Origin of the sequence: Vibrio tapetis subsp. tapetis (assembly GCF_900233005.1) — a bacterium.
GTDB lineage: Bacteria > Pseudomonadota > Gammaproteobacteria > Enterobacterales > Vibrionaceae > Vibrio > Vibrio tapetis.
Genome location: NZ_LT960611.1, coordinates 3,458,589 through 3,470,894, shown reverse-complemented (window position 1 = coordinate 3,470,894; position 12,306 = coordinate 3,458,589). Strand labels below are relative to the sequence as shown.

Genomic DNA, 12,306 nt, shown 5'->3' with positions numbered 1-12,306 from the left:
TTACCTTACCACGGTATTTAACAAAGAAGTTAAACGGACACGACGATCAATCGGCCTTTTACTTTGAGTGACCATGGCCAAACTAAAATGTTCATAAGTTCGTATTACCATGAGTTGACCAATATGCGTCGCAGGTGGCGTTACTTTATTTTCTTGCTTGCCATCATGGCGAAGCCACTCCCCAGCACCCGCACGCTCGATTTGATACATATTGCCTTTGATCAGATTATCTTGCTCACCACGGTTGATGATCACCACATCATTTTTCGAAGCGAACTGACTGCCATTCATCATGCCTACAATCTCTGCAGGGTAATGTTGGCCATGAGAAGATGAGAGTTCAACCGGAGCCGGAGAAGGAAAGAAAGATAAAGAGCGATTACTCGTATGATGTTCTTGGCTTAAGACGATATCGCCCACTTTGATTTCTTGAGTTTGATTCATGATTTTCAGCGTTGTCATGGCACTGACAGTAGACGCATTAGCGGGCTGCTCGACTGTTTTTGCCAACGCAACTAACTTTAATGAAATCGCACTTTGGTTTATTGACTTGCGATAATGCGTTTCAACTTCTTTGTATACTCCCCATTCACGACTTTGATTGTTCACTTGAATATAAATATTGTCTTGGGCTGTTAAAAAATGACGACCACTTTCAGAACCAATAATTCTGCTCGCGGCTTGAAGCTCCTCAACCGAGAGCAACCTATCTTGCTGTAAATAGGGTAGCAGTAATGATTTAGCCAAAGTCGGGACCGCTTGATTTTCTGAATCCCTTTCTGCCTGACCGTCTAATTTAGCTGCGGGTGTTAATTCAATCGTCGGTTGTCCATCACGCCAGATCAGCGTCAGCTTGTCTCCAGGATAAATGAGGTGAGGGTTATTGATCGTTGGGTTTGCTCGCCATAGTTTTGGCCACAACCATGGGCTATCTAAATAGAGTGCTGAGATATCCCACAAGGTATCGCCTTTTACTACTTTGTAAGCCGATGGCGCATTTGTTTTTAGCTCTAAGTTTTCAGCCACTGTGACACCGCTGACAGCAAAGCATGAAACAGCGGTCCAAATAACCAGAGCTGTCTTTAAAAATCCTCCTTTCATACCACTACTCCATTGTGAATCTTTGCTTAGGATGCTGTCATTTAGGTCATAAAATGTCTAGAATTGACCCAACCAGGTTTTAGCTGTTTCGGCACAGTTCAATATTTCGAGTGTATATGTCTGTATTACAAGTACTAACTTTCCCAGATGACCGCTTACGCACCGTGGCCAAGCCCGTGTTGGAAGTAACATCAGAGACCCAAAAAATCGTCGATGACATGATTGAAACCATGTACGACGAAGAAGGCATCGGCCTTGCGGCAACTCAAGTCGATATCCATCAACGCATTGTGGTGATTGATGTGTCTGAGACACGCGATGAACCAATGGTGCTTATCAATCCTGAAATCACTGAAAAACGCGGTGAAGATGGTATTGAAGAAGGTTGCTTGTCTGTTCCCGGTGCTCGTGCATTGGTAGAGCGTGCTGCCGAAGTCACTGTTACGGCACTTGATCGTGATGGTAAAGAATTCAGCTTTGAAGCCAACGAATTACTAGCAATATGTGTTCAACATGAGCTTGACCATTTAGAAGGCAAACTATTTGTCGATTACCTTTCGCCTCTAAAACGTAAGCGCATTAAAGATAAGCTAGAAAAAATTCAACGCAGCAACGCTAAAAACAAATAGAAACGAGGTTACCTTGAGCCAGTCATTAAGAATTGTCTTTGCAGGTACTCCGGACTTCGCCGCCCGTCATTTGGCGGCGTTGTTGTCTTCGGAGCACGAAATCATCGGTGTTTACACCCCGCCAGATCGCCCTGCAGGTCGTGGCAAAAAACTGACCGCATGCCCGGTTAAAAATATCGCACTTGAAAGTAATATTCCGGTATTCCAACCTGAAAACTTCAAGTCGGATGAAGCCAAGCAACAACTTGCTGACTTAAATGCCGACTTAATGATTGTTGTGGCGTACGGCCTATTACTGCCACAAGCCGTACTCGATACCCCTCGTTTAGGCTGTATCAATGTGCATGGTTCTATTTTGCCTCGCTGGCGTGGTGCGGCTCCTATCCAACGCTCTATATGGGCTGGCGATGCTGAGACTGGCGTAACCATTATGCAGATGGACATTGGTCTTGATACTGGTGATATGCTCAAAATTGCAACCTTGCCAATTGAAGCAACGGATACCAGTGCAAGTATGTATGACAAGCTAGCCGATCTTGGCCCGCAAGCTTTGATTGATTGCGTTGCTGATATTGCTACAGGTAAAGCCGTTGCGACCAAGCAAGACGACGCACTGGCAAATTACGCGAAAAAATTAAGTAAAGAAGAAGCAAAAATCGATTGGACGCAAGACGCAGCCTTCATTGAGCGTTGTGTTCGTGCTTTCAATTCGTGGCCAATGAGCCATTTCACGGTGGCAGAAAACACCATCAAGGTGTGGCAAACACGTGTAGAAAACACCACTAGCGACAAAGCGCCGGGCACCATTATTCAAGCGGACAAAACCGGTATTTATATCGCGACAGGCAAAGACGTATTAGTCCTTGAACAATTACAAGTTCCGGGCAAGAAAGCCATGTCAGTACAGGATATTTTAAACTCCCGTGCCGCTTGGTTTGAAGTGGGCAGCCAATTAGGCTAAACCTGCTCCATAAATTACCATTATCATTTAGGCCAGCGTTTACTGGCCTATCTCAATTAGATTTATTTTAGGTTTTGATCATGAATGTTCGCGCAGCAGCAGCAAACGTACTTTTCCAAGTGGTAGACAAAGGCCACTCTCTTTCTCACGCTCTTCCAGCGGCGCAGAAAACCATCAAGCCACGTGATCACGCGTTGCTTCAAGAGATCTGTTACGGTGCTCTGCGTTATTTACCTCGCTTAGAATCCATTGCCAATGAATTGATGGACACCCCATTAAAAGGTAAACAGCGCGTATTCCATCACCTAATCTTGGTGGGTATTTATCAACTCAGCTTCATGCGAATCCCAGCTCACGCAGCGGTGGGTGAAACAGTTGAAGCAACAGAAACCCTACGTGGTCCTCGCTTAAAGAACCTAATTAATGCGGTACTACGTAACTACCAACGTAGCCAAGAACAATTAGACGAAATTTCGGTTAGCCACAGTGCTGGCAAATATGGTCACCCTGGTTGGATAATGAAGTCACTACAAGCAGCTTACCCTGATAAGTGGGAAAGCATTGTAGAAGCCAATAACCAAAAAGCACCAATGTGGTTACGTGTGAACCGTCAGCACCATACTCGTGATGAGTATATGGAACTGCTTAAAAACGAAAACATTGAATGCGTCGCGCATTCTAAAGCAAAGGACGCCATAAAATTGGCCGCGCCTTGTGATGTCATGACGCTACCGGGTTTTGATAAAGGCTGGGTATCGGTTCAAGATGCAGCCGCTCAGCTGTCTGTAGACTTCTTAGCACCACAAGATGGCGAGCTAATCCTAGATTGTTGTGCCGCTCCAGGCGGTAAGACTGCGCACATTCTTGAACACACCAACGACACTGAAGTGGTTGCGATTGATTGTGACGTGAATCGTTTAGATCGCGTCTACGACAACCTAGATCGCCTACAACTAAAAGCTGACGTAATTTGTGGCGACGCTCGTTACCCTGAAGAGTGGTGGACTGGCGGTCAGTTTGACCGAATTTTACTGGATGCTCCATGTTCAGCCACTGGCGTAATACGTCGTCACCCAGACATCAAATGGCTACGTCGTGCTTCTGATATTGAAGCGTTGGCTGAATTACAAAGTGAAATCTTTGATGCCATGTGGCGCCAGCTGAAACCAGGTGGCACTATGGTGTATGCGACCTGCTCGGTAACTCCACAGGAAAACCGCGACCAAGTGATCGCCTTCCTAAAGCGCACTGAAGATGCACAACTAGAAGGCTCTGATCCTGAAAACCCAGGCTACCAGATTCTACCTGGCGATGAAGATATGGATGGTTTCTACTACGCAGTCCTAACTAAGCGTGCAGACAGCTAACCAAACAACGAAGTACAACTAAGACTACAGAGCGGGCATAAGCTCGCGCTGATCGAATAACATAGGTGAACGATGAAAATCATCATACTTGGTGCAGGACAAGTCGGCGGCACACTGGCAGAAAACTTGGTGGGTGAAAACAATGACATTACTGTTGTTGACCGCGATGGTGAACGCTTAAGAGAGCTGCAAGATAAGTATGACCTTCGCGTGGTTAATGGTTATGCCAGCCATCCCGATACGCTACAGGAAGCCGGCGCTCAAGATGCCGATATGCTGGTTGCTGTAACCAATGCCGATGAAACCAACATGGCCGCTTGCCAAGTGGCGTTCACCCTATTTAATACACCAAACCGTATTGCTCGAATTCGTTCACCGCAATACCTTGCTCAAAAAGACGCGTTATTTCAATCCGGTGCCATCCCGGTTGATCACCTCATTGCGCCAGAAGAGTTGGTCACAAGCTATATTGAACGCTTGATTCAATACCCTGGAGCCCTGCAAGTTGTCAGCTTTGCTGAACGTAAAGTCAGCCTAGTTGCGGTAAAAGCCTATTACGGTGGCCCATTAGTCGGTAACGCTTTATCTGCCTTGCGTGAACATATGCCGCACATAGATACTCGTGTAGCGGCTATATTCCGTCAAGGTCGCCCTATCAGACCTCAAGGCACAACCATCATTGAAGCCGATGATGAAGTCTTCTTTGTTGCGGCCAGTAATCACATTCGCTCAGTAATGAGTGAACTTCAAAGACTAGAGAAACCATACCGTCGCATCATGATTGTAGGTGGTGGTAATATCGGGGCTAGCCTTGCCAAAAGACTTGAACAGCAATACAGCGTGAAGCTGATCGAACGCAGCACTCATCGTGCCGAGCAATTATCAGAAGAATTAGAAAACACCATCGTATTTTGTGGCGACGCCGCTGACCAAGAACTGCTACTAGAAGAAAATATCGACCAAGTTGATGTGTTCATCGCTCTCACCAATGAAGATGAAACCAACATCATGTCTGCCATGCTAGCAAAACGCATGGGCGCTAAAAAAGTAATGGTACTGATCCAACGTGGTGCCTACGTTGATTTGGTTCAAGGTGGCGTTATCGATGTCGCCATATCACCACAACAAGCAACTATTTCAGCCCTGCTGACTCATGTTCGTCGAGCCGATATTGTTAACGTATCGTCATTACGACGTGGCGCAGCAGAAGCCATCGAAGCCATCGCTCACGGTGACGAAAGCACGTCTAAAGTAGTGGGCCGTGCCGTAGGCGACATTAAACTTCCTCCGGGCACGACCATTGGTGCTATTGTTCGTGGTGAAGAGGTGCTCATTGCCCACGACAGAACCGTTATTGAACAAGACGATCACGTTGTGATGTTCTTAGTCGATAAAAAATACGTACCCGATGTTGAACGTCTATTCCAACCGAGTCCTTTCTTCCTATAATCGAGCTATGCTTTGGGGTGGTAACCCTGCGTTAGAGTTACTACCAACAAGCCTGCTGGTGAACAATCGTTATGGTTAATCTACGCCCTATTTTATTCGTAATTGGACTTGTGCTATCAAAGTTAGCGCTGTTTATGTACGTGCCTACCATCGTTGCATTTATCACGGGTACCGGTGGGTTTTTAGAATTTGGTAAGTCACTGATCATCTTGCATGTGGCGGCTTTTGCCTGTTTAACCATTGGCCGAACCGCAACATTTCGGCTAGGGGTAAGAGATATGTTTCTCATTACCTCCTTAGTATGGACGATCGCCAGTGCGTTTGCCGCTCTGCCATTTGTGTTCATCAACCATATTAGTTTTACCGACGCTTACTTTGAAACCATGTCGGGCATAACGACAACAGGTTCGACCGTACTCAGCGGTTTGGACTCAATGGCACCAAGCATTTTACTGTGGCGTTCGATTTTACAATGGTTGGGGGGCATCGGGTTTATTGTCATGGGCGTCGCGATTTTACCCATGCTCAATGTTGGAGGCATGCGACTGTTCCAAACCGAATCGTCCGATTGGTCAGATAAAAGCTCTCCAAGAATGAAAAACGTGGCAATTAACATTGTGTACGTTTATCTAACGCTAACGGCACTGTGTATCGTTGGCTATCTCGCGACTGGCATGGACTTATTTGACGCCATCAATCATGCCTTTACCACGCTATCGACAGGCGGCTATTCAACGTCTGATGGGTCAATGAATCACTTTTCTCACGGTTCTCAGTGGGTAGGTACTCTATTTATGTTCCTTGGTGGCCTGCCATTTTTGCTGTTTGTGGTCGCTCTTAAAAAGCGCACAGTTAAGGCTCTATGGCGTGATGCACAAGTTCGAGGGTTTTTCTATCTAGTGATCATCACCACCTTAATCGTGGCACTGTGGCTCACCTACCACAACAACTACCTTTTCATCGATGCTGTGCGTGTCGCTATGTTCAACATCGTCTCGGTGGTCACGACGACAGGGTTTGGCTTAGAAGACTTTTCAGCTTGGGGCGCACTGCCTACCGTTATTTTTGCCTTTATTATGATGGCTGGCGCGTGTTCAGGATCGACTTCCGGTGGCATTAAGGTCTTTCGTTTTCAAATTGCATTAACCCTACTGAACAAACAAATGATGAGGCTTATTCATCCGTCAGGTGTGTTTGTACAAAAGTACAATCAGCGCCAAGTTAACGATGACATTGTTCGGTCTCTCGTCGCATTTGGTTTAACCTTTTTTATTACCATTATCGTCATTGCCGCTATTCTCAGCGGGCTAGGCCTTGATTCTGTTACCGCCATTTCAGGGGCGGTGACTGCGGTCGCGAATGTGGGTCCTGGAATGGGAGATGTCATCGGCCCAACGGGGAATTTTGCCCCTTTGCCAGACAGCGCAAAATGGGTATTAAGCATAGGAATGCTGATGGGAAGGCTGGAAATACTGACCATTCTGGTGCTTTTCTTCCCAGCCTTTTGGCGTCGTTAAATCGGTGTGACAAACAAATAAATAGCGAAGAAATGACATGCGCTGCCTGCCAATACAAAACCATGCCAAATGGCGTGGTTGTATGGAATTCGGTCATTTGCGTAAAAAATCACGCCCAACGAATACACCACGCCACCTAAAGCGAGCAATACCAGTCCACCGATATCAATCGTAATTGCCAGTTGATAAATGACGATCAGTGACAACCAGCCCATAGTCAGGTAGCTGTATAGCGACAAACGCTCAAAGCGATAGATAAATACCATTTTTGCAATAATGCCCACGAGTGCAATCAACCAGATCACACCCATTAAGCCCATCGCAAGTGGTGTTCGCAACCCAACAAGTAGAAACGGAGTATAACTGCCTGCTATTAGCAAATAAATTGCACAATGGTCGAGAGTTTTTAACCACCTCTTTGCCGACGGATTGGTGTTGGCATGGTAAAGCGTTGAAGCAAGATACAGTAAAATCATGCTGCTACCGTAAGCCGTCATGCTAAAAATCGTTAGCATATCCGCTTGATAACTGAAAGATTTGACCAACATAAGAACCAAACCAATCACACTGGCCAATAAACCCACCCCGTGAGTTATCGTATTAGCGAGCTCTTCTTTTTTACTGTATTCATTAATGGATAGCTCTGTCATAAACGCCCTAAAAGCTAGAGTTGAAACTCAATAAATGGCAGTATGACATATTCAGAGTACACTTGTAAGCTGAAATATTTTACAAATCTACGCACTTAAACTTTCAAGTTTAGCCGCTGGTTGAGTCAAGAAACTCGAGTACCTGCTTTCCAGCTTCTTCGCCACTGAGATCAACAGGCAGATCCAGTTGTCTCTTCAATTCACTGGTTCCCAGTAAGCTTGCTACCAAGCCACCAAGCCCTTTCTTTTGTCTGTCAATTTCAAACCAAAGCGATAGCTTTTCTTCATTTCGGTAGGCAATGATTTCTAGCTCACGCCAACGACCATGGAAAGGCCCAGTGGTTGGTACAAATTCAAATTCTTGTACAAATGGTAATTCGAACCCTTTTGCAGCTTCACACTCCACTTGGCGAATACGTAGGCCTTGATCTTCTAAAACGGTAAAAATTCCGTCTAACATAGGTTCTGGTCTAACGGTTAATTCGTCTTTATCACTTGGGTCTACTGCCATAGAAATATCAAGGCTGGTTTCAAGCCATACTTTGGCATCACCAATGGTCACCGGCGTGTTTAATGGCACATCTAGCTCGACATCAAATTCTCGTTCTTTTCCTGATTCAATAGTAAATGCATAAGGCAAAGTCCAGCTGGCCAGCGCATATTTCACTTTTACTCTTTTTGTTCGATTTTGGCGATCATCATTGCCAGAAGTGTCGATGACCTCTTCCACATACTGACTGCATAACTTAAGGTCAATGTTATCGATAGCTTGGTCAGTAGAGCCGCCATAGACGTGAATTTTAATATTAATTTTCCCGCCAGGGACTAAAAATTCTTGCTGCAAGACCGAATCAACCTTGGCACTACCAATTCCAAAGCTGGCTAACGTTTTCTTAAAAAAAGACATTTAAGACTCCTGTTTTGACACCATAAATTCACTACCGAGATGAAGAGTGCAGTGATCAGCTAATTTCCTCCTTCATATTAAGCATGTTGAACAAACAAGTTCAATCCATTCCCGCATAGTATTAATGTGGTGTTCAAAAAACCAACAAAATAATAGGGTAAACGGTCGCCCTATTTACTTGAAAGTGCTAGTCTATTTAGTGGATATGATTTCATATCTAAACACCTAATTATGGTTTGGATTGGCACTTGCCAGAAGAGATTTATCTCACGCGATAATTAGGCCATTAATTTGGCAAAGGATATGCCTGACTGTTAGGTAAACTAATGCGCCCAACTTCCGTCAGGTTTTCGCACACTCGTTGTAGTGCGTCACGCCGTCGTAGCAGCTTTGTTGCTGCACCAGTAGCAGCTAAAGCAACGCCACAAGTAAACTTAGTTAAGCAAACGGCTCTAACCAGCCCGACACAAAACAAAGTAACTCAAGCGGCATAATAAAAAAGCGCGGTCTTTGATACTGCGCTTTTTTCTTTTCTATTGATCTGCTAATTTACCCCCATTCATACTAGGGTCGCTCAACCCGCCGATATGAAGTTATCAATAAAGATAAATTTACAAATAGCCAAAGCACGCATTGCCTGAAACTAACACCGCTTTGCTAACGCTAAATTGGCAATCATGTCCATGGAGAAAGAAAATGAAGTGTCACCGCGTAAATGAGTTAATAGAACTGATCCACCCTGAGTGGCAAAAAGATTCAGACATGAACTTACTGCAATTCATCGTAACGCTCGCTAAAGAAGCTGGCTACGAGGGAAAACTCGAAGATCTGACTGACGATGTACTCATTTATCACCTAAAAATGCGCAATAGTCAGAAAGAAGAAATGATTCCAGGCCTTGCCAAAGACCAGGAAGATGATTTTAAGACCGCCATTTTAAGAGCTCGCGGTATCATCGAATAACGAAATGTTCGTTCTAAAAAGCGGTGCCCCTCACCGCTTTGTTGCTTATTCTCATTAATGCAACAGTTCTATATACCTAATCACCACGCTTTCCTCATGATTACTAACATTTTTGCTAAATCTTGATAGCGCTAAAGAAATTTATTTAATGGCAGCGTTATACTTCCCTATTGCCATGTCAGGCAGAAAGTAATGTCGGAATAAATAACCAGAAGGCAATGTACCTTCTCGCTTAGCTTAATAAGGACCGTTTTGTATGAGTCAGGACAAAATCGATATCAAAGATGTGACTCCAAAAACCTTTAACCCGAAAACACACAAAGGGAAAAAGGACAGATTCAACCCAAGTAATCAAATTTATATCCGAGAAAGTAAAGGGGCATACCAAAAACTACGCCGTTACGGTGGTTGGTTTTTGCTACTCATGTTTGCGATTGTGCCTTGGATTCCATACGGTGAAAGACAAGCCATTTTGCTAGATATAGGCCAACAACAGTTTAGCTTTTTCGGTACTACTCTCTACCCACAAGATCTCACTCTGCTTGCTTTGCTATTTATGATCGCAGCATTTGGCCTATTTTTTCTTACCACCTTTTTAGGGCGAGTTTGGTGTGGTTTTTTATGTCCTCAAACCGTATGGACATTTATGTTCGTGTGGTTTGAAGAAAAGCTAGAAGGCTCAGCCAATAAACGGCGTAAACAAGATGCAAGTAAGCTCACGGCAAAGCTTGCTGTAAGGAAAACCTTAAAGCACCTCGCCTGGTGGGGTATTTCCATTGCTACTGGGTTAACTTTCGTTGGATATTTTGTACCAGTCACCGATCTAGTCGTGGATTTTGTCACCTTTAACACGAGCTTTTGGCCTGCGTTTTGGGTGCTCTTTTTTGCTGGCTGTACTTACGCCAATGCCGGGTGGATGCGATCTATCGTGTGTTTACACATGTGTCCTTATGCGCGCTTTCAGTCAGCAATGTTCGACAAAGACACGTATATCGTGGGTTACGACAATAACCGCGGCGAAACACGCGGCCCTCGCTCACGCAAAGCCGATCCGAAAGAGAAAGGCCTTGGCGACTGCATCGATTGCGACCTGTGTGTTCAAGTGTGCCCAACGGGTATAGATATCCGCGATGGGCTGCAATATGAGTGCATTAACTGCGGTGCCTGTATTGATGCTTGTGACAAAACCATGGAACGCATGGGTTACCCAACTCGCTTAATCAGTTACACCACGGAACACCGCTTGGCCGGTAATCACACCAAAGTAGTCAGACCAAAACTCATTGGCTACGGAGTCGTGCTCCTTGCCATGCTAGGCCTATTTGTATTCCAAGTTATCAGTGTTGATCCGGCCGGTTTGACTGTTCTTAGAGATCGCAACCAGCTATTCAAAACCAACAGTGAGGGGCTGATTGAGAACACTTACACCTTAAAAGTGATCAACAAGACCCAACAAATACAAGAATATCAATTGGATGTGTCTGGGTTAAGCGATGCCAAATGGTATGGCGCTCAAGCGGTACACGTACAGCCAGGTGAAGTCTTTAACTTGCCAATATCGTTAGGAGTCGACTCTGATAATCTCAGCTCTCCTATTTCAACGATTCAGTTTATACTCACCGACAGTGACGATTTTTCCATTCAAGTGGAAAGCCGCTTTATTAAAAAGCTATAAACCTCATATAATTAATAAGGAAAGGGCTCAGCAATGAGCCTTTTTTATTCTATGTCCGAAAATGCTTTTAACTTTAATGCCCTGACTCCCGACTTTATGTGGTACGCCTTAGAAAGCATCGGCATTCGCGCTGAGTCGGGGTTACTGGCTCTTAACAGCTACGAAAACCGCGTTTATCAGTTTAGTGACGAAGACAAAAAACGCTACGTGGTCAAATTTTACCGCCCAATGCGTTGGAGCTTAGAACAAATCCAAGAAGAGCACGATTTTACGCTCGAAATGGTCGAACAAGAGATCCCGGTCGCTCCACCTATTCACATCAATGGACAAACCATTCATCAATACCAAGGCTACCTATTTTCTTTGTTTGAAAGTGTTGGTGGGCGTCAGTTTGAAGTTGATAACTTTGACCAATTAGAAGGTGCTGGTCGCTTTTTAGGACGTATTCACAAGGTAGGAGAGCGTCAACTTTTCACTCATAGACCAACGATGGGCTTAGATGAGTATTTACGCAACCCTCGAGAGCTACTGGTGCAATCAAATGTTATCCCATCGCACCTAGAAAACAGTTTTTTTGGTGATTTAGATACGCTAATAAAAATGATTGAAGCTCAATGGTCCGATAATTCGAAGATTATCCGCCTGCACGGTGATTGCCACCCAGGTAACATCCTATGGCGAGATGGCCCAATGTTTGTCGATCTCGATGACGCGAGGAATGGGCCTGCCATTCAAGATTTATGGATGTTATTAAACGGTGATCGTGCCGATAAACTCGCGCAACTAGATACTATCCTTGAAGGCTATAACGATTTTTGTGATTTCAACCCAGCGGAACTGGCACTTATAGAACCACTACGCGGCTTACGAATGGTACATTATATGGCGTGGTTGACTAAGCGCTGGGATGACCCTGCATTTCCAATCGCTTTTCCTTGGTTTAACGACCCAAGGTATTGGGAAGGTCAGGTGCTTGCATTCAAAGAGCAAATGGCGGCACTGCAAGATGCACCGCTTTCGTTAATGCCTCAGTGGTAATCAAAAACAGCTCATACGGATTTAATGGAGAAAAATTAAAACATGAAAA

General features: G+C 44.8%; 12 protein-coding genes. 9 read left to right on the top strand and 3 right to left on the bottom strand.

The genetic code is table 11. From position 1 onward, the window contains the following. The gene (locus tag VTAP4600_RS15585; protein WP_102523623.1) at window positions 1–1,101 is read right to left on the bottom strand and encodes a LysM peptidoglycan-binding domain-containing protein; all 1,101 of its coding nucleotides are present in this window, start codon (window positions 1,099–1,101) and stop codon (window positions 1–3) included. A 116-nt stretch (window positions 1,102–1,217) separates the two neighbouring features. Here VTAP4600_RS15585 and def point away from each other — a divergent pair, with 116 nt between their 5' ends. The 5 genes from def (at window position 1,218) to VTAP4600_RS15560 (ending at window position 7,024) form a co-directional block, all read left to right on the top strand. Beyond that, window positions 1,218–1,730, top strand: a complete 513-nt coding sequence (gene def / locus VTAP4600_RS15580; protein WP_231897818.1) for a peptide deformylase — start codon at window positions 1,218–1,220, stop codon at window positions 1,728–1,730. A gap of 13 nt (window positions 1,731–1,743) precedes the next feature. Beyond that, the gene (fmt, locus tag VTAP4600_RS15575; RefSeq protein ID WP_102523622.1) at window positions 1,744–2,691 is read left to right on the top strand and encodes a methionyl-tRNA formyltransferase; all 948 of its coding nucleotides are present in this window, start codon (window positions 1,744–1,746) and stop codon (window positions 2,689–2,691) included. A gap of 80 nt (window positions 2,692–2,771) precedes the next feature. After that, window positions 2,772–4,058 (top strand): 16S rRNA (cytosine(967)-C(5))-methyltransferase RsmB, encoded by a 1,287-nt coding sequence (gene rsmB, locus VTAP4600_RS15570; protein WP_102523621.1) that lies wholly within the window; start codon window positions 2,772–2,774, stop codon window positions 4,056–4,058. A gap of 72 nt (window positions 4,059–4,130) precedes the next feature. Beyond that, complete coding sequence (gene trkA / locus VTAP4600_RS15565) at window positions 4,131–5,507, top strand: Trk system potassium transporter TrkA (protein WP_102523620.1); 1,377 nt, start codon at window positions 4,131–4,133, stop codon at window positions 5,505–5,507. A gap of 71 nt (window positions 5,508–5,578) precedes the next feature. Then, window positions 5,579–7,024 carry a TrkH family potassium uptake protein gene (locus tag VTAP4600_RS15560; RefSeq protein WP_102523619.1) on the top strand — a complete coding sequence of 482 codons (1,446 nt, stop codon included), beginning with the start codon at window positions 5,579–5,581 and terminating at the stop codon, window positions 7,022–7,024. Here the strand turns inward: VTAP4600_RS15560 and trhA are convergent. Beyond that, a complete protein-coding gene (gene trhA, locus VTAP4600_RS15555) occupies window positions 7,021–7,674 on the bottom strand; it encodes a PAQR family membrane homeostasis protein TrhA (RefSeq protein ID WP_102523618.1) in 654 nt (217 codons plus the stop codon). The two genes, VTAP4600_RS15560 and trhA, sit on opposite strands and share 4 nt — an antisense overlap. Before the next feature lie 109 nt (window positions 7,675–7,783). After that, window positions 7,784–8,581: a sporulation protein gene (locus VTAP4600_RS15550; protein WP_102523617.1), complete on the bottom strand. Its 798-nt coding sequence runs from the start codon at window positions 8,579–8,581 to the stop codon at window positions 7,784–7,786. Window positions 8,582–8,907: 326 nt separating this feature from the next. Between VTAP4600_RS15550 and VTAP4600_RS25960 the strand changes: the two genes are divergently transcribed. The 4 genes from VTAP4600_RS25960 to VTAP4600_RS15535 all read left to right on the top strand — a co-directional run bounded on the left by VTAP4600_RS25960 (window position 8,908) and on the right by VTAP4600_RS15535 (window position 12,257). Continuing rightward, entirely contained in the window at window positions 8,908–9,075 is a 168-nt protein-coding gene (locus VTAP4600_RS25960) for a hypothetical protein (protein ID WP_172443129.1), read from the top strand. Between the two features lie 202 nt (window positions 9,076–9,277). Then, a complete protein-coding gene (locus tag VTAP4600_RS15545) occupies window positions 9,278–9,544 on the top strand; it encodes a YihD family protein (protein WP_102523616.1) in 267 nt (88 codons plus the stop codon). Between the two features lie 256 nt (window positions 9,545–9,800). Further along, complete coding sequence (gene ccoG, locus VTAP4600_RS15540; protein WP_102523615.1) at window positions 9,801–11,219, top strand: cytochrome c oxidase accessory protein CcoG; 1,419 nt, start codon at window positions 9,801–9,803, stop codon at window positions 11,217–11,219. 51 nt (window positions 11,220–11,270) lie between these two features. Then, window positions 11,271–12,257 carry a serine/threonine protein kinase gene (locus VTAP4600_RS15535; RefSeq protein WP_102524018.1) on the top strand — a complete coding sequence of 329 codons (987 nt, stop codon included), beginning with the start codon at window positions 11,271–11,273 and terminating at the stop codon, window positions 12,255–12,257. Window positions 12,258–12,306: the final 49 nt, after the last annotated feature.